The 17,784-nt window shown below is 64.8% G+C and carries 14 protein-coding genes; 8 read left to right on the top strand and 6 right to left on the bottom strand.

Features of this window, described 5'->3' with window-relative positions:
* Positions 1 to 465 precede the first annotated feature (465 nt).
* The 6 genes from gyrA to AC3WJE_RS05275 all read left to right on the top strand — a co-directional run bounded on the left by gyrA (position 466) and on the right by AC3WJE_RS05275 (position 8,950).
* Positions 466 to 3,156 carry a DNA gyrase subunit A gene (gene gyrA, locus AC3WJE_RS05300; protein ID WP_493729735.1) on the top strand — a complete coding sequence of 897 codons (2,691 nt, stop codon included), beginning with the start codon at positions 466 to 468 and terminating at the stop codon, positions 3,154 to 3,156.
* 307 nt (positions 3,157 to 3,463) lie between these two features.
* Positions 3,464 to 5,944 (top strand): membrane-bound PQQ-dependent dehydrogenase, glucose/quinate/shikimate family, encoded by a 2,481-nt coding sequence (locus AC3WJE_RS05295; protein WP_493729734.1) that lies wholly within the window; start codon positions 3,464 to 3,466, stop codon positions 5,942 to 5,944.
* Between the two features lie 121 nt (positions 5,945 to 6,065).
* Positions 6,066 to 6,731: a response regulator transcription factor gene (locus AC3WJE_RS05290; RefSeq protein WP_493729733.1), complete on the top strand. Its 666-nt coding sequence runs from the start codon at positions 6,066 to 6,068 to the stop codon at positions 6,729 to 6,731.
* Positions 6,728 to 7,864: a sensor histidine kinase gene (locus tag AC3WJE_RS05285; RefSeq protein ID WP_493729732.1), complete on the top strand. Its 1,137-nt coding sequence runs from the start codon at positions 6,728 to 6,730 to the stop codon at positions 7,862 to 7,864. The genes AC3WJE_RS05290 and AC3WJE_RS05285 overlap by 4 nt, the downstream gene beginning before the upstream one ends.
* 141 nt (positions 7,865 to 8,005) lie before the next feature.
* Positions 8,006 to 8,215, top strand: coding sequence for a hypothetical protein (locus AC3WJE_RS05280; protein WP_493729731.1), 210 nt, complete (start codon positions 8,006 to 8,008; stop codon positions 8,213 to 8,215).
* Positions 8,216 to 8,284: 69 nt separating this feature from the next.
* The gene (locus AC3WJE_RS05275; protein WP_493729730.1) at positions 8,285 to 8,950 is read left to right on the top strand and encodes a DUF3313 domain-containing protein; all 666 of its coding nucleotides are present in this window, start codon (positions 8,285 to 8,287) and stop codon (positions 8,948 to 8,950) included.
* A gap of 124 nt (positions 8,951 to 9,074) precedes the next feature.
* Here the strand turns inward: AC3WJE_RS05275 and AC3WJE_RS05270 are convergent, their stop codons facing one another.
* Positions 9,075 to 9,632, bottom strand: coding sequence for a GNAT family N-acetyltransferase (locus AC3WJE_RS05270; RefSeq protein WP_493729729.1), 558 nt, complete (start codon positions 9,630 to 9,632; stop codon positions 9,075 to 9,077).
* A 173-nt stretch (positions 9,633 to 9,805) separates the two neighbouring features.
* Between AC3WJE_RS05270 and AC3WJE_RS05265 the strand changes: the two genes are divergently transcribed.
* Positions 9,806 to 10,606, top strand: a complete 801-nt coding sequence (locus AC3WJE_RS05265) for a hypothetical protein (protein WP_493729728.1) — start codon at positions 9,806 to 9,808, stop codon at positions 10,604 to 10,606.
* Between the two features lie 122 nt (positions 10,607 to 10,728).
* On the top strand, positions 10,729 to 12,951 hold the full coding sequence (locus tag AC3WJE_RS05260; protein ID WP_493729727.1) for a glycoside hydrolase family 2 protein: 2,223 nt from the start codon (positions 10,729 to 10,731) through the stop codon (positions 12,949 to 12,951).
* Positions 12,952 to 13,017: 66 nt separating this feature from the next.
* Here the strand turns inward: AC3WJE_RS05260 and AC3WJE_RS05255 are convergent, their stop codons facing one another.
* The 5 genes from AC3WJE_RS05255 to hutG all read right to left on the bottom strand — a co-directional run bounded on the left by AC3WJE_RS05255 (position 13,018) and on the right by hutG (position 17,653).
* Positions 13,018 to 13,410 (bottom strand): DUF3037 domain-containing protein, encoded by a 393-nt coding sequence (locus AC3WJE_RS05255; protein WP_493729726.1) that lies wholly within the window; start codon positions 13,408 to 13,410, stop codon positions 13,018 to 13,020.
* The gene (locus tag AC3WJE_RS05250) at positions 13,388 to 14,164 is read right to left on the bottom strand and encodes a HipA family kinase (protein ID WP_493729725.1); all 777 of its coding nucleotides are present in this window, start codon (positions 14,162 to 14,164) and stop codon (positions 13,388 to 13,390) included. Before AC3WJE_RS05250 ends, AC3WJE_RS05255 begins: the two co-directional genes overlap by 23 nt.
* Before the next feature lie 85 nt (positions 14,165 to 14,249).
* A complete protein-coding gene (locus AC3WJE_RS05245) occupies positions 14,250 to 15,008 on the bottom strand; it encodes a hypothetical protein (RefSeq protein WP_493729724.1) in 759 nt (252 codons plus the stop codon).
* A gap of 90 nt (positions 15,009 to 15,098) precedes the next feature.
* Complete coding sequence (gene hutU / locus AC3WJE_RS05240; protein WP_493729723.1) at positions 15,099 to 16,766, bottom strand: urocanate hydratase; 1,668 nt, start codon at positions 16,764 to 16,766, stop codon at positions 15,099 to 15,101.
* 65 nt (positions 16,767 to 16,831) lie between these two features.
* Positions 16,832 to 17,653, bottom strand: coding sequence for an N-formylglutamate deformylase (gene hutG, locus AC3WJE_RS05235; protein WP_493729722.1), 822 nt, complete (start codon positions 17,651 to 17,653; stop codon positions 16,832 to 16,834).
* Between the last annotated feature and the right edge of the window lie 131 nt (positions 17,654 to 17,784).

Raw genomic sequence — 17,784 nt, 5'->3', positions numbered from 1 at the left:
CATGTGGCGCCGTATCCAGGCGTACTGAGAATCGGGCCGCTCGCTTCTCCCGCAAGTGCGGGAGAAGGTGGCACAAAGCGCCGGATGAGGGCGCTTTTGCTGGTATCAGTGGCGGCGCATAGGCTGCCTTCCCGGCAAGCGCGACAGGCATCGCTGAATGAGCTTCGGCAACCTGGAAGTGCTTTCCCCGTGAGGTTCCAAAGCACGACATGTACGCCACCTGGACGCATGCCGGGAAGCGTCCGTGTCGCGGCCGTGGGCAGGGATGCCGAGCGAGACAGGCACTTGTCCCCGCGGGGGAGGGTGAAAGCGCCGCAAGTGCTTGTTTCTGGCTGGCAAAAGCCCGCATCGACGGGGGCGTCATGGTAGAATCGACCGCTTGAATCGACCGGCGGATAGAACGCCTTGGCGCCTTGTGGCGCAGGGTTTTCCCGAGCCGCCGCAAAACCAGACTACGGAACCCGAATGGCAGAAACCGCCAAGGAAATCATCCAGGTCAACCTGGAAGACGAGATGCGCAAGAGCTACCTCGATTACGCGATGAGCGTGATCGTGGGACGCGCACTCCCTGATGCCCGCGATGGCCTCAAACCGGTGCATCGCCGCGTGCTGTTCGCGATGCACGAGCTGGGCGCGCACAGCAACAAGGCCTACTTCAAGTCGGCGCGTATCGTCGGCGACGTCATCGGTAAGTACCACCCGCACGGCGACCAGTCGGTGTACGACACGCTGGTGCGCATGGCGCAGCCGTTCTCGCTGCGCTACATGATGGTCGACGGCCAGGGTAACTTCGGTTCGGTCGACGGCGACTCCGCCGCGGCGATGCGTTACACCGAGTCGCGCATGTCGCGTCTGGCCCACGAGATGATGGCCGACATCGACAAGGAAACCGTCGATTTCCAGCCTAATTACGATGAAAAGGAGCTGGAACCGACGGTCATGCCGACCCGGTTCCCGAGCCTGCTGGTCAACGGTTCGGCCGGTATTGCCGTGGGCATGGCCACCAACATCCCGCCGCACAACCTGACCGAGTCGATCAACGCCTGCATCGCGCTGATCGACAACCCGGAGCTGGATGTCGACGGGCTGATGGAATACATCCCGGGCCCGGATTTCCCGACCGCCGGCATCATCAACGGCACCGCCGGCATCGTCGCCGGCTATCGCACCGGCCGTGGTCGCGTGCGCATCCGCGCCAAGGCCGAGATCGAGGTGGCCGACAACGGCCGCGAGGCGATCGCGGTCAGCGAGATTCCGTACCAGGTCAACAAGGCGCGTCTGATCGAGAAGATCGCCGAGCTGGTCAAGGAAAAGAAGATCGAGGGCATCAGTGAGCTGCGCGATGAGTCCGACAAGGACGGCATGCGCATCTACATCGAGATCAAGCGCGGCGAATCGGCCGAGGTCGTGCTGAACAACCTGTACCAGCAGACCCAGATGGAGTCGGTGTTCGGCATCAACATGGTCGCGCTGGTCGATGGCCGTCCGCAGCTGCTGAACCTGAAGCAGATGCTGGAGGCGTTCGTGCGCCACCGTCGCGAGGTGGTGACCCGTCGCACCATCTTCGAGCTGCGCAAGGCGCGTGCCCGCGCCCACGTGCTGGAAGGCCTGACGGTCGCGCTCGCCAACATCGACGAGATGATCGAGCTGATCAAGACCTCGGCCAACCCGCAGGAGGCCAAGGAACGCATGCTGGCCAAGACCTGGCAGCCGGGTCTGGTCGGTGCGCTGCTCGGCGCCGCCGGCGCCGAGGCGTCCAAGCCGGAAGACCTGCCGAAGGGTGTGGGCCTGCTCAACGGCTTCTACCAGCTGACCGAGGTCCAGGCGCAGCAGATCCTGGACATGCGCCTGCACCGCCTGACCGGTCTGGAGCAGGACAGGCTTACCGAGGAATACAAGCAACTGCTGGAAGCGATCGCCGGGCTGATCCGCATCCTGGAAAACCCGGATGTGCTGCTGCAGGTGATCCGCGACGAGCTGATCAACGTGCGCGAGGAGTACGGCGATGCACGTCGTACCGAGATCCGCCACAGCGAGGAGGATCTGGACATCCTCGACCTGATCGCGCCGGAAGACGTGGTGGTCACGCTCTCGCACGCCGGCTACGCCAAGCGCCAGCCGGTGTCGGCGTACCGCGCGCAGAAGCGCGGCGGCCGTGGCCGCAGTGCGGCCGCGACCAAGGAAGAGGATTTCATCGAGCAGCTGTGGCTGGTCAACACCCACGACACGCTGCTGACCTTCACCAGCAGCGGCAAGGTGTTCTGGCTGCCGGTGCACCAGTTGCCGGAGGCCGGATCGAACGCGCGCGGCCGTCCGATCATCAACTGGATCCCGCTGGAGCCGAACGAGAAGGTGCAGGCGGTGCTGCCGGTACGCGAGTACGCCGAAGGCCAGTTCGTGTTCTTCGCCACCCGCAACGGCACGGTCAAGAAGACCCCGCTCAGCGAGTTCGCGTTCCGTCTGGCGCGCGGCAAGATCGCGATCAACCTCGATGACGGCGATGCGCTGGTTGGCGTAGGCCTGACCGATGGCGGGCGTGACGTGCTGCTGTTCGCTTCCAACGGCAAGACCGTGCGCTTCGGCGAGGAGACGGTGCGCTCGATGGGCCGTACCGCTACCGGCGTGCGCGGTATTCGCCTGGCCAAGGGCGAGGAAGTGGTGAGCCTGATCGTGGCCGAGTCCGCCGGCGGTGCCGAGGACGAAGGTGACGAGGTCGATGACACTGTCGATACGGGCAGTGCCGAGGTCGTGGTTGAGGCCGAAGGCGAGAACGGCAACGTGGCCTACATCCTGACCGCCACCGAGAACGGCTACGGCAAGCGCACCGCGCTGGCCGACTACCCGCGCAAGGGGCGTGGCACCCAGGGTGTGATCGGCATCCAGACCACCGAGCGCAACGGCAAGCTGGTCGCCGCGGTGCTGCTGGGGACCAGCGACGAAGTGCTGCTGATCTCCGATGGCGGCACCCTGGTGCGGACCCGTGGCGCGGAAATCTCGCGTGTGGGCCGCAATACCCAGGGCGTCACCCTGATCCGGCTCGGCAAGGGCGAGAAGCTGCAGGCAGTGGAGCGCCTGGATGCCTCGCTGGGCGAAGTCGATGAGGTTGTCGAGGAAGGCGCTGTCATCGCCGAGGAAGCCGCACCCTCGCAGGAGTGAGTGTGGGGTGCCTGAGGCAGTGAACGGAAGACGCCGGCGCAAGCCGGCGTTTTTCTTTGTGTGTTATGCATCGAATGCATCCAGGTCGCTGTTGACTGCATGGCCCTTGCAGGAGCGGCTTCAGCCGCGATGGGCCTTCGCGGGAAAGCCTCTCGCGGCTGAAGCCGCTCCTACCATGGGCATGGTCGCGACGGCGCAGCGCCAAGGGGATGTCGGCAAAGAACGCAGAACGTTCACGGCATGCCTGCGACGCTCCGCCGCGGTGCCGGTGGCAGCTCTCCGGTGCATTGCCTTCAGGAGGAGAGAGATGACCCTTCGTTTTCATCGCCGTCGTACCGGGCACTGGGCGCTGGTTCTGCTGGGACTGGTGATCGGCCTGCTGGGGCTGGTGCTGCTGTTCGGAGGGGCCTGGCTGGTCACGCTGGACGGCTCCTGGTACTACCTGTTGGCGGGGATCGGCATGTTGCTGGCCGGCGTGCAGCTGGCGCGGGGGCGCAATGCGGGCGCCTGGTGGTTCGCGCTGGTGTTCGTCGGCACCTTGGCATGGACGTGGTGGGAGTCGGGGGGTAATTACTGGCGTTGGGTGCCGCGCCTGGGTCTGGTCACCGTACTGGCGCTGCTGTTGGCCTTGCTGTTGCCCAAGCTGGAGCGGCCGGTATCGCGTAGCGTCTCGGGCCTGTTCGCGGGTGTGCTGGCGCTGATCTTCGTGGTGGCCTTTGCGTTGGCGTTCGTGCCGCATGGGGTGACGCCGCTGACGGGCGAGTTTCCGGCGCCACGGACAAGCCTGCAGTCCTCGATTGCGGACACCGGCTTCGCGCAGCCATCGGACAATCCGGCCAACGGTGACTGGGCAGCCTATGGGCGCAGCAATGCGGCGCAGCGCTTCTCGCCGTTGACGGAGATCACGCTGGACAACGTTTCGCGGCTGCGACGCGCGTGGGAGTTCCGCACCGGCGATCTGCCGGACAAGCGCTGGGGGGCCGAGACCACGCCGCTGAAGATTGGCGACAGCCTCTACCTGTGCACCGCGCGCAATCAGCTGATCGCGCTCGACGCACGTACCGGCGAACTGCGCTGGCGCTTCGATCCGAAGGTCGCGGACAGCTCGATCCCATACACCGCCGCCTGCCGTGGCGTGGCGTACTACGAAATGCCACGCGGCCCTGAAATCATAGATGCCGCTGGGGCGGCCGCTGCTGCTGACGCGGCGACGCTCGATAGCCCCGCTGGCCCGTCCTGCGACGAACGCATCATCGAGGGAACCCTGGACGGACGCCTGATCGCGGTCGATGCGCAGACGGGTAAACCGTGCCGGGATTTCGGCAACAACGGCCAGGTCGACATCACCGTCGGCATGGGCGACACCCCGCCGGGGTATGTATCGATCACCTCGCCGCCGGCGATCGTGCGTGGCGTGATCGTCACCGGGCATCAGGTGCTGGACGGTCAGCGTCGTTATGAGCCATCCGGCGTGATCCAGGGCTACGACGTGATCACCGGCAAGCTGCGCTGGGCCTGGGACATGCTCAATCCCGATCGCAGCGGATTGCCACCGGAGGGCGATACCTATGCGCGTGGCACCCCGAACATGTGGACCACGCCGACCGGCGACAACGCGCTGGGCCTGGTGTACCTGCCGATGGGCAACTCGACGGCGGACTACTGGAGCGGACTGCGCACACCGATCGAGGACCGCTACGCGACCTCGCTGGTGGCGCTGGATGTGAGTACAGGCAAGCCGGCCTGGCACTTCCAGACGGTGCGCAACGATGTGTGGGACTACGACCTGGGCTCGCAGGCGAGCCTGATCGATTACCCGACCGCCAGTGGCATCGTCCCGGCGGTGCTGCTGCCGAGCAAGCAGGGCGACCTCTATATCCTGGACCGGCGTACCGGCGCGCTGCTGACCGCGGCGGAAGACCGCAAGGTACCGGGTGGCGGGGTGGAACCGGATCGACGCTCGCCCACCCAGCGGTTCTCGCTGTACCACACCCTGCGCAAGCCCGATCTGAGCGAGCGCGACATGTGGGGCATCACCCCGATCGACCAACTGGTCTGCCGGATCCAGTTCCGCAAGGCGAGCTACGAGGGCTTCTATACGCCTCCCGAGGTCGATCGCCATTCGATCCAGTATCCCGGCTACAACGGCGGCTCGGATTGGGGCAGTGTCGCGGTGGATCCGACCCGGGGCGTGATCGTCGCCAACTACAACGACATGCCGAACTACAACATCCTGGTCCCACGTGCGAAGGCCGACAGGCTGGGGTGGTTGCCGCGTGATGAGACGCGTAATGACAAGGGGTCTCCCGAGGGTGCGGGCGATCCGCAGGAGGGCACGCCGTACGCGATCAACGTCAACGCTGGCTGGCGATTGCCGTTCACCAAGCTGCTGTGCAAGCAGCCGCCGTATGGCGGTATCCGCGCGATCGATCTGCAGACCGGCAGGACGCTGTGGGACCGTCCGTTCGGCCAGGCCCGCAACAACGGTCCGTTCGGGATCCGCTCGGGCCTGCCGATCGATATCGGTACGCCCAACAATGGCGGCCCGGTGATCACCGCAAGCGGGCTTGTGTTCATTGCCGCGGCCACCGATGACCTGATCCATGCCATCGACCTGAAGACCGGCAAGGTGGTGTGGACCGACGAGTTGCCGGCGGGCGGGCAGGCCACGCCGATGATCTATGAGATCGGCGGTCGCGAGTATCTGGTGATCGTCGCCGCAGGCCACCACTTCATGGAGACCCGGCCGGGCGACTATGTCATCGCCTATGCATTGCCTGAACGCTGAGCGGGTGTAATCGGAGCCGCGGGCGGGTGATTTTCACGCCGCCTCATCAGTTCCTAATATCGTGGCCTCAGGCTCGCGCAGCCGCGCCACGCGGGCCCAGGTCCTGGAGATTGGAGAAGACGTGCACCTGCTTCTGGTGGAAGACGACGCAATGCTCGCGCAGGCCATCTGCGATGGGATGCGGCAGCATGATTGGGAGATAGACCACGTCGGCAGTGCCGGGGCAGCCAAGGCCGCGCTGGTCGATCATGCGTATTCGGCCGTGTTGCTGGATATCGGCCTGCCGGGCGAGTCGGGACTGGCGGTGATCCGCTTCATGCGCGAGCGTTACGACGTCACCCCGGTGATCGTGCTGACCGCGCGTGGCCAGCTCAGCGAGCGCATTCGCGGGCTGGATGCCGGAGCCGACGATTATCTGGTCAAGCCGTTCCAGTTCGACGAACTGATGGCACGGGTACGGGCGGTGACGCGACGCAGCGAGGGCCGGGTGGTGTCGGTACTCAAGCATGGCGACGTCGCGCTGGATCCAGCCAGCCGAAGAGTGACCCGCGATGGCGAATGGGTGCCACTGAGTGCGCACGAATATCGACTGCTGCTGGCGCTGATGGAGCGAAGCGGGAGGATCGTGACGCGCGATTACCTCGAGGAACTTCTCTATGGCGGCCGCTCGGACGTGGGCAGCAATTCGATCGCCGTGTTCGTGCACCAGTTGCGCCGCAAGCTGGGCGAGGGCGTGATCACCACCGTGCATGGGCATGGCTACATGGTTGGAGGCGTGCCGTCGTGAAATCGTTGCAGTGGCGGATGATGATCCCGTTTGGCGGGATCCTGGTCGTGGTCTGGGCCGTGACCATCTGGCTGATCGTGAGCAGCCTGACCCACAACCACGAGAACTTCCTGGATCAGCAGATGCAGGGCGTGAGCGATGTGCTGCTGCGCCTGCTCCCGGCCAAGATATCCGCAGGCGCAGAATCCGAGCGCGGCCTGGTCAGTTTCCAGAGTGGCTTGATCGCGCTGGTACTCAACACGGCGCAACTGCTGCTGGTCGGCATGTTGATGTGGGGCGCGGTGCGGGTTTCGTTGCAATCGTTGCGTGGCCTGTCTTCCGACATCGCCAGGCGCAAGGCGTTCGACGCCACGCCGCTCCCGGTGGAACGGGTGCCCGACGAGGTGAGGCCGTTGATCGTCTCGTTCAATGCGTTGTTGGTCAGGGTCGATAAAGCGGTGCAGGGCGAACGACAGTTCATCGCCGATGCGGCGCATGAACTGCGCACGCCGCTGTCGGCGTTGCATGCCTACGCGGAAGTCGCGCGCGGCGCGAAGACGATGGAAGAGAAGGATCTGGCACTGACCCGATTGCTTGAAGTCTCGCGTCGCAGCAACCGCTTGGCCGAGCAGTTGCTGGATCACGCGCGGCTGGACGCGGGCCTGAATCCCGAAGGCTACGGACGGGTGGAGATCAATGAACTGGCGCGCCACGTGATCGGCGAGTTCAGCGTCGTCGCGGAGGCCAAGGGCGTGCAGCTGCGCTTGAGAGGTGCGCCATGTCGAGTGGAGTGCGATCTGGATGCCATCGGTACCTTGATCCGCAATCTGGTCGATAACGCGATCCGCCATGGTCGCGAGAACGGCCTGGTCGAGGTGCGCTGCGGTTACGACTGCCGTGGTCGCGACATCCATCCGTTCATCGAGGTGGGTGACGATGGCCCGGGCGTGCCGCCCGAAGAGCGTGACGCGATCTTCAAGCGCTTTTATCGACTGGCCGGCAGCGAAGCGCGCGGCAGCGGTATCGGCCTTGCGTTGGTGGCGGGTATTGCCCGTCTTCACGACGCCAGGATCGAAACCGGTACCGACATGGGCGGCGTGGGGTTCCGCGTGCGCGTGCTGTTTCCCGCCGATTCTGAACTGATCGACAATTGATCGGCGCGGTCGGGGCTGGGTGAAGGAGCCCCTAATCAATTGCTAAGAACCGCCTCCTAGGATGCGCCGCATAGCTTGGGTTTCCCGTGGCATCACACGCCGCCGGAACGCCCGGGAATCGGTCCCCTGCAGGAGGTTGTCATGGATTATCAGCGAGTACGGCCCCAGCAGACCTGGCGGCCGCCGGTCGTCAGCAACCGGGATATCTGGTCCGAGCTTCCGGACATCCGTAGCGGGCAGCGAGCGCGCAGCGCGTTCAGACGCCTCACCAGCGGCGTGGTGATCGCGCTGGGAGTCGGCACGCTGCTGTTGATCGTTGCCCCCGTTTTCGTGTTGTGGGCCATGGCCTAGGCGCGCGCGTTTCGGCGCGGGCGTGGTCTGCGTTTTCTTTTTCGAATCAATCCTTCCTTGGAGAGTCCCATGTATCTGCGCAAAAGCGCGGCCACCTTGATGGTCGCAAGTGTGGTCTTGTTTGCCGGCGGTTGTGCCAGCACCCGGCCGGTGCCTTATTCCGGTATCGATTCCTCGCGCTACATGCGCCCCAACGACGACAGTCGCGGAGATCGCGTGCCGTACGCGTACCAGGCGCCGAACGTCGACTGGAAGCGCTATTCGCGGGTCATGCTCGATCCGGTGGGGATCTACAGGGGCCCTGACAGCCAGTTCGAGAAGGTTTCCGACGACGACAAGCGGATGCTGGCCGACTACATGTCCGAGCAGTTCCGTGGCGAGCTGTCGCGCCGCTACTGGTTCTCGCCGGCCCCGGGTCCGGAGACGCTGCGGGTGCGCCTGACCTTGACCGGCGCCAAGCCGAGCAAGAAGGTGATCGGCACGGTGATGAAGGTGGATCTGGCCGGTGGCCCGTACAACGCCGTGCAGGCCGCACGTGGTCGTGAAGGCGCGTTCATCGGTTCGGTCAGCTACTCGGTCGAGATCTTCGATACGAACACCAACGAACTGCTCGCCGCGTACGTGGAAAAGCAGTACCCCAATGCGATGAACTTCAAGGCCAGCCTGGGTTCGCTGGATGCGGCCAAGGCCGGCATCCGCAAGGGCGCGGAAGAGCTGACGAAGAAGCTCTGGTAATTCCGCGGGAAGCCGGGCGCGGATCCCGCCGTGAAGGCGGGAGACGTTCTTCGGAGATGTAACAGTGTGAGGATCAAGCGGGTTGGCTCGGCATTCCCGGGCTACCGCAAGCGGCTCGGCAATCTCAACCGTCGACCGGATGGGCCGGCCCACTCAGCAGGCGCTGATAGAACACCAGGTCCAGCCAGCGGCCGAACTTGAAGCCGGCATGGCGGATCACCCCGGCGCGCTCGAAGCCCAGCGACTCGTGCAAGGCGATGCTCGCGGCATTGCCGAGATCGATGCCACCGATCAGCGTGTGGATCTCGCGGCGTTCGGCCTCGGCGACGATCAGCTCCAACAGCGTCCGGCCCAGACCCTTGCCACGATGCGCAGGGGCGACGTAGACCGAGTGCTCCATCGTGTACTTGTTGGCCGGACGCGGGCGGAACGGCCCGTAGCTGGCGAAGCCGAGCAACTCGCCGGCATCGTCCTCCAGTCCGATCACCGGATGCCCATGGGCCTGCTTGTCGGCGAACCACGCTGTCATCGCGCTGCGCGGTCGCGGCACGTAGTCGTACAGCGCGGTGGAATTGACGATGGCGTCGTTGAAGATCGCCAGGATCGCATCGGCGTGGCGTTGTTCGGTGCAGTCGATCTGGTGCACGGGCGTGGGCGAGCGAGGGGGGAACGAATCTAGCATGGGCGCTTTCCGGTGGGCATCCGGAGGTGTGGTGACAATCTGTGAGCCGATTCGAGGGATCGGCTTGTCCTCGTTTTCCGGCATGGTAATGTCCCGCGACCTAGGGACTACCTGAGTGCGTTCGCCCCATCGCGAGGTGAGCCGGTCGGGTGAAGCGATGCAGGGGAGAACGGATGCGCAACACGATCAAAGCATGGGGTACCGGTCTGTGCCTGGCACTGTGCTTGGCGCTGCCCGTCGGGCGGGCAGCGGACGTACCGCCGCAAACCAGTGACGCCGCGGCGTTGCTCGCCAGCGATCCGGTGAATGGCGTCGCGATGGGCGAATGGACGGCCGATTGGTGGCGTTGGGCGTTGTCTCAACCTATTCCGCCTTACCTGGATCCGGACGGCCGTGTTTGCGACGTGGATCAGCATGGTCCGGTATGGTTCCTGGCCGGCACCAATGGGCGCTTCAGGCCCCAGCGCGAGTGCACGGTACCGGAGGGCAAGTATCTACTGGTACCCATCATCAACATGTTCTCTGCTGCGGGTAGCCGAAAGGCGCCATGCAAGGAGCTGCGCAAGAAAGTCGCGGTCAACAACGACAATCTGGTCAGCGCTGTGGTGCTGCTCGACGGCATGCCACTGAGCGATATCCGTGCGCATCGCGTCGCTACCGAGGACTGCTTCCACATGGATCCTGACGACGACAGTTCAAGGCTGGCCGCTGCCGACGGCTACTGGATCATGCTCAAGCCACTGCCGAGAGGCCGCCATACCCTTACCGTGGGAGCCAACTACGGCGCCAGGAAGACGGGCAGCTACGGCAACATGCAGCAGAATTTCGAGTACGTGCTGCATGTAGGTGGGCGATCGATATTGTCCAGGCTGGATCGGCCAGATGCTGCGCAGGTCGCGTCCATCTCGAGAGTTCCGGCTCGACCGTCATGGCTGCTTGTTCAAGAAAACACGTTCGCGCCACCGCCTGGCTGACGGAGTGGCGAAGCGTCTCGTATTTGCTGGCACATGGCAGGATCATCCATGCTGGCCTTCATCGGGGCCCTTCATGTGTTCCATGGTTCGGCGATGGCTGAAGTGACCAGGAGAGAGGCGTCATGCAGGCGAAAGCGGTGAGAAGTCGGTGTTGCCTGGGCAGGTTGCGGGATTTTGCGAGCCTCCATGGGGCAGCGCTGATCGTGGCTTTCTTGTTCGGAGTGATGCAGGCTCCCTTCGCCAGCGCTGGTGTCGAGAGCGCATCGTCGAGAGCTGCCGATGTCGCTTCCTCTCGATCGATAGTCGCCATGAATTCCGGATGGCGCTTCATGCAGGGCGATCCGGCGGATGCGGCCCGGGAAGATTTCGACGATGGGAGCTGGGCGGGTGTCACCTTGCCGCACACCTACAACGGTGCGGACGGCGAAGACGGTGGCAGCTATTACCGCGGAGCGGGGTGGCATCGGCGCGATCTGCTGGTGCCTTCACTGCCCAAGGACCGGCGGTTGTGGCTGGAGTTCGATGGCGCGGCGCTGGCAGCGGACGTGTGGGTCAATGGAAGCCACGTTGGGCGACATGAAGGTGGCTTCGCCCGGTTCCGCTTCGACATCACCTCCCGATTGAAAGCCGGGATGAACGTCATTGCGGTTCGGACCGACAACAGCGGGGCATTGCCGATCGCGCCGTTGGACGGTGATTTCACGGTGTTTGGCGGGCTTTATCGCCCTGTCTCGATCGTGGAAGTTCCGCTGGTGCATATCGACCTGGGCGACTACGGCGGCCCGGGTGTGTATGCCTCCACGCGCTCGCTTTCCGATACGGAGGCGTCGCTTTCCGTTCGTGTCGGGTTGCGTAACGATGACGATTCCAATCGGCGCGTGAATTTGAAGGTCATGATCAAGGATGCCGATGGTGTCGTCGTGGCCAACGCCACCCAGCCGGTCAGTGTCGGTGCTCACGCCACAGGCAGCTTCGCTCTGCCGCTGACGCTGGCACGGCCGCATCGGTGGCGCGGCAAGCAGGATCCCTACCTGTATCAGGTGACTGCCGCTATCAGTTCCGGCGATTCGGTAAGCGTGCCGCTGGGGCTGCGCACGATCCGCTTTGATCCGAAGCTTGGATTCATGCTCAACGAGCAGCCATATCCGCTGCATGGTGTGAATCTTTTCCATCCGCAGCGTCCTGGTCACGGTACCGCCGTGACCGATGACGACGTGGCAGCCGACATGCGGACGGTCGGCGAGTTGGGGCTCACCGCGCTGCGCCTGGTGCATTTCCAGCATCCGCAGAAGGTCTACGACCTTGCGGACCAGAAGGGCATTGCGCTCTGGACCGAGATACCGATCAACGGTGTGATCCAGGGGGGCAGCCACTTCCTGGCCAATGCATCCGATCAGCTCAGGGAGCTGGTGTGGCAGAACTTCAATCATCCTTCAGTGGTGCTTTGGGGCATCGGCAACGAGGTGTACGCGACAACGCCGGATGTGCCAGTGTTTCTCCGCCATATGAACGATCTGGCCCACCAGCTCGATCCGTCTCGCCCGACTGCCTATGCGCACTGCTGCCAGGGCGATGACGATGCGAAGGCGAACATCACCGACGTGATCGGATTCAATCGCTACTTCGGCTGGTACCCGGAACAGACCGACACCATGGGCGCATGGATCGAGCGTTATCGATCGGCCTTTCCCGAGCGCTCCTTCATGGTGGGCGAATATGGCGCCGGCGGCAGCCCGTTGCACCAGCAGATCCCGCCGCCGGAGCGGAACATTCCGCAGAGTGCCTGGCATCCTGAGCAGGCACAGACCCGCTACCACATGCAGAACTGGCGCGATATTCGCGATCACCGCAATCTGGCCGGTGCGTTTGTGTGGGTGGCCTTCGATGTGGCCTCAGACGGTCGTCATGAAGGCGATCGGCCCGGCATCAACGACAAGGGCTTGATCAGCTACGACCGCAGCGTGCGCAAGGATGCCTATTTCTGGTACCAGGCCAACTGGAGCGCCGAGCCGATGCTGCACCTGCTGGATCGGCGCATGGCGGTGCGTTACGAGGACAAGGTGGATATTTCCGCGGTCAGCAATCTTGCGAAGATTGCGCTGAGCCTCAATGGACGCGTGTTCGGGGAGGCGCCGGTCATCGATCATGTTGCGCAGTGGAGCGGCGTTCCTCTGGTCCCCGGAGTCAATGACATCAGCATCACTGCGGAGACCCCGCAAGGCACGGTCGTGCGCGATCAGATCCAGCTCACGCGCGTTCCTGCGCCGGCGGCAGGCATTTCTCCGATTCCGGTGATCCGTGCCCCCGTAACGGTGGCGCCCACGGGCAAGCCGCCAGGGCAGTAGGACGTTGCGTATCTCGTCCTTCCCGTGGAAGCGGGAAGGACGGCAGAAGCGGCAGGTTGGAACCGTCTAACGCGGCACGCGCACCATCCGTTCCATCAGATGCTCGACGATCCGCTCCGGGTGCAGGGTGCGGCCGACGTGCGCCGGTGAGATCTGCACGATGGAGCTGCGCTTGGCGGTCAACCAGTGGAAGCGCGAACGCGGCGGCAGCGCGGCGATGGGGCCGGCATCGGCATCGCCGCGGCAGATGGCCTCGATGGCTTTCAGGTACGGCTGCAATGCATCGATGTCCAGGCTCGGTGCGAGCGCATGCAGGCGCGCTTCGTCCAGCTCGATGCGTGCTTCCAGACTGCGTGCGCTGGGGCAGGAAATGATCACCCCGACGTTGATGAACTCCTCGCGTTCCACCCGCGGTACCACGCGGATGATCGCGTAGTCATAGGTGTGCGGCGTGGGCACGGATGGCCTCCTGGACGAAGACCTGGCGCTGTGCCAGGCGCTGCTTGAGGTGGTCGGCATAGGCGCGACGCTGGGCCTGGACGTCGGCAAATTCCGGATCGGGCAACAACCAGCTGTCGGGGACCTGCGCAACGATGCGCTCGATTACCGACTCATCCAGCTTCGAGGCCAGTTCCTCGTCGGCCGCGGCGATGTCGTTGGCGAATGGCAGCAGCACGTGATCGCGGATCAGCGCGAACGGCTTGGCGGCTGCTTGGGCGGCATTGGCCCAGTCGTGGTGGAAATACAGCGACGCGCCGTGATCGATCAGGTGCAGGCGGTTGTGCCAGACCATCAGATTGGTATTGCGCGTGGTGCGATCGACGTTGCTGACGAGCGCATCGAACCAGACGATGCGTGAGGCAAGCGCGGCATCCGGGCGCATTGCCGCCGGGTCGTAGTTGATGGCACCCGGCAGATAGTCGAGCGCGAGGTTGAGGCCTTCGCTGGCGCGGATCAGATCCTGGATTTCCGGATCCGGCTCGGTGCGCGCGAATTCGGCGTCGAGTTCGACGAATACGATCTCGGGCATCGGCAGGCCGAGCGTGCGCGCCAGTTCGCCGGAGATCAGTTCGGCGACCAGCGCTTTGGGGCCTTGGCCGGCGCCACGAAATTTCATGACATAGAGGCCGTCATCGTCGGCTTCGACGATGGCCGGCAACGAGCCGCCTTCGCGCAATGGCGTGACGTAGCGGGTGGCGTGGACAGTGCGCAAGATGACCTCTGGTCCTGGGGCAATCACCGAGTCAGCGATGTTTCCATTGTGCGCTGGAAGCATGCAGATGGCGACGCAGCCGGCATCAGCGCGTGCCCTGCAGCTCGCGCTCGATTTCGCTCAGCGTGTCATCGCTGTGTCGCTGGAGGGTCGCGTGGCGCGCCTTCGTGGCGATCGAGCGGATCGCATCGATCGCCTGGGTCATCGGCACTTGTTTGGCCAGTCGCTGGAAGGTGTCGCGGCTGTTGTAGCCGGAGCTGTCCTTCAGGTAGGTCTCGTACATCGACAGCAGGTCGGCGCAGGCGGTGTTCAGTGCGCCGAGGCTGCCTCTTTCGAGGGCCTGGCCGAGCTGGTCGAAGCCATGCAGGCAATCGGACAGCCAGTGCACGTCGTAGCGGGCCCTGGCCGGTTCCGGGCCGAGATGGCCGCGGCTGTGGGCGCTGTACGGGCGGAGCGCCCGGGCCACGCGCGCTACGTGTTCGAGCAGGACGCCGATTTCCACGGCCAGGTCCAGGCGTTCGAGTGCGATCGCGGGGGACGGTCGATCCTGCTCGGCGCGTCGAGCTTGTTCTTCGGCCTGTTCCTGGGCCTGCTCCCGTGCTTCGACGGCGCGCTGCAGTTCGAGATGGACGCGCTGCAGCGCCCCAAGTTCTTCGGATGTCGCCTTGGCCTTGGCGTTCAGTTGCGACAGGGCCGCGCGATAGCGGTCGATCGTGGCCTGGGCCTCGATCTGCACCAGGTCGGCCTGGCGCAGCCGGCGGCTCCGGGACAGGGCGAAGAGCGTAGCGGTGATCGCCCAGATCACGGCGACGGCGATAGCGATGATGTAGACGAGAAGGCTCATGGCGTCGTATCGGAAACCCGCGCCCAGTATCGGGCATCGCACCGGCCTTGGGGCCGGTGCGGCAGATCTGTGACGCCGGTCGAGGTGATGTCAGGCAAGGATGCCCGGCAGATCCAATCCCTTTTCCTTCGCGCAGTCGATCGCGATCTCGTAACCGGCATCGGCGTGACGCATCACGCCGGTGGCCGGGTCGTTCCACAGCACGCGGGCGATGCGCTTGTCGGCGGCTTCGGTGCCATCGCAGACGATGACCATGCCGGCGTGTTGCGAGAAGCCCATGCCGACGCCGCCGCCGTGGTGCAGCGAGACCCAGGTCGCGCCGCTGGCGGTATTGAGCAGGGCGTTGAGCAGCGGCCAATCGGAAACGGCGTCGGAGCCGTCGCGCATGGCTTCGGTCTCGCGGTTCGGCGAGGCAACGCTGCCACTGTCGAGGTGGTCGCGGCCGATCACCACCGGTGCCTTCAGTTCACCGGTGCGCACCATTTCGTTGAAGGCCAGCCCGAGGCGGTCGCGATCGCCCAGGCCGACCCAGCAGATGCGCGCCGGCAGACCCTGGAACTTGATCTTCTCGGCAGCCATGTCCAGCCAGCGATGCAGGTGCGGGTTGTCCGGGATCAGCTCCTTGACCTTGGCGTCGGTCTTGGCGATGTCGTCCGGGTCGCCCGAAAGCGCAGCCCAACGGAATGGGCCGACACCACGGCAGAACAGCGGGCGGATGTAGGCAGGCACGAAGCCGGGGAAGTCGAAGGCGTTGGCGACGCCTTCTTCCAGCGCCATCTGGCGCAGGTTGTTGCCGTAGTCCACGGTCGGGACACCGAGGGCGTGGAAGCCGAGCATGGCGCGGATATGGTGGGCCATCGACACGCGTGCGGCCTTCTCCACGTCCTTCGGCGCACTGACGCGCTTCTCGTCCCATTGTTCGACGGTCCAGCCCTGCGGCAGGTAGCCGTTGACCGGGTCATGGGCGGAAGTCTGGTCGGTCAACAGATCCGGCTTGACTCCGCGTGCGAGCAGTTCGGTGAGCACGTCGGCGACGTTGCCGAGCAGCCCGACCGACAGCGGCTTCCTGGCCTTGCACGATTCGTCGATCAGGCGCAGTGCTTCGTCCAGCGAGTCGGTCCAGGTGTCGAGATAGCCGGTGCGCAGGCGCATGTCGATGCTGGACTTGCGGCATTCCACCGCCAGGCACGAGGCGCCGGCCATCACTGCCGCCAGCGGCTGCGCGCCGCCCATGCCGCCGAGGCCGCCGGTGAACAGCCAGCGCCCGGACAGATCGCCGCCATAGTGCTGCCGTCCCATTTCGACGAAGGTTTCGTAGGTGCCTTGCACGATGCCTTGCGCGCCGATGTAGATCCAACTACCGGCGGTCATCTGACCGTACATCGCCAGACCCTTCTTATCCAGCTCGTTGAAGTGGTCCCAGGTGGCCCAGCGCGGCACCAGGTTGGAGTTGGCGATCAGCACGCGCGGCGCATCGGCATGGGTGCGGAACACGCCGACCGGCTTGCCCGACTGCACCAGCAGGGTCTGGTCGTCGTCCAGGCGCTTGAGCGTTTCGATGATCTTGTCGAAGGATTCCCAATCGCGCGCGGCACGGCCGATACCGCCATAGACCACCAGTTCCTCCGGGCGCTCGGCGACGTCCGGATCGAGATTGTTCTGGAGCATGCGCAGGGGCGCTTCAGTCAGCCAGCTCTTGGCGTTGAGCGTGGTGCCGGTGGGGGCATGGATGATGCGGGACGGGTCGCGGCGGGTCATGGGAAAGTCCTTGGATTCAAAAGTCCGCGCAGGCAGCCGCGGGTTTTGCGAGGGTTCGAACGAGTTCAGCGGTTCGCAAAGGCGAGGCAGGCGCTGAGTACTTGCTGCAGCACGTCGCGTAGTGGCGCGGCGCGCTGCGGATTCCACGGCGTGGGCCAGTTGTCGGGCGTGGGCATGGCCGGCTCGTCGATGTAGCCACGGCAGGCCAGTTCCATCTGGATCGAGTGCACGCCATGGGTCGGGTTGGCGTGGTGGCGAGTGATCCAGCCACCCTTGAAGCGACCATTGCGCACGGTGGCCAGGCCGCTGGCGCGACAGATGCGTTCGACCTCGTCAGTCAGTGCGTTGGCGCAGCTGGTGTCGGCATTGCTGCCGATGTTGAACTGCGGCAGTTCACCATCGAACAGGTGCGGGATGTGCGAGCGGATCGAATGCGCGTCGTAGACCACGATGCTGGAGTGTCGCTCGCGCAGCCGTGCGATCTCGGCGGCGAGGGTGTCGTGGTAAGGCGTGAACCAGGTGTCGCGTCGATGCGCGATGGCCGCTGCGTCCGGTTCCGCGTCGGGCTTGTACAGCGGCTGGTCGTCGAAGGTGACCAGCGGGCACAGGCCGGTGGTGTTCTGGCCCGGATAGAGCGAGACGCCGCTGGGATCGCGGTTGACGTCGATTACCGAGCGCGAGATCGCGGTACGGATCGTGGTGGCGCCGAGGTCGCGGGCGAATTCGTACAGGTGATGCACCCACCAGTCGGCATCGCGTCGCGCCAGCCAGGGTGAGGCGAAGCCTTCGGCCTCGCTGGCCGGCAGTTCGGTGCCGGTGTGCGGGAAGCTGACGATCAGTGGCGCGTTGCCACGGTGGAGTTCGAGCCAGTTGGGTAGCGTGTTCATCGAAAGCCCTTGTATCGTCGGCGCAGGAGCGGCTCTGGGGGGCCTAGGGCCATCAGCCTGTCTCTTATCCCCATCTCCGAGCCCACGAGACCACCTAGTACATCTGGGGGGGGGGTTTTTTTTTTTGAGGG

The sequence above is a fragment of the Pseudomonas sp. GW821-FHT07E12 genome, assembly GCF_058986605.1.
This window is presented reverse-complemented; position numbering and strand designations above follow the sequence as displayed.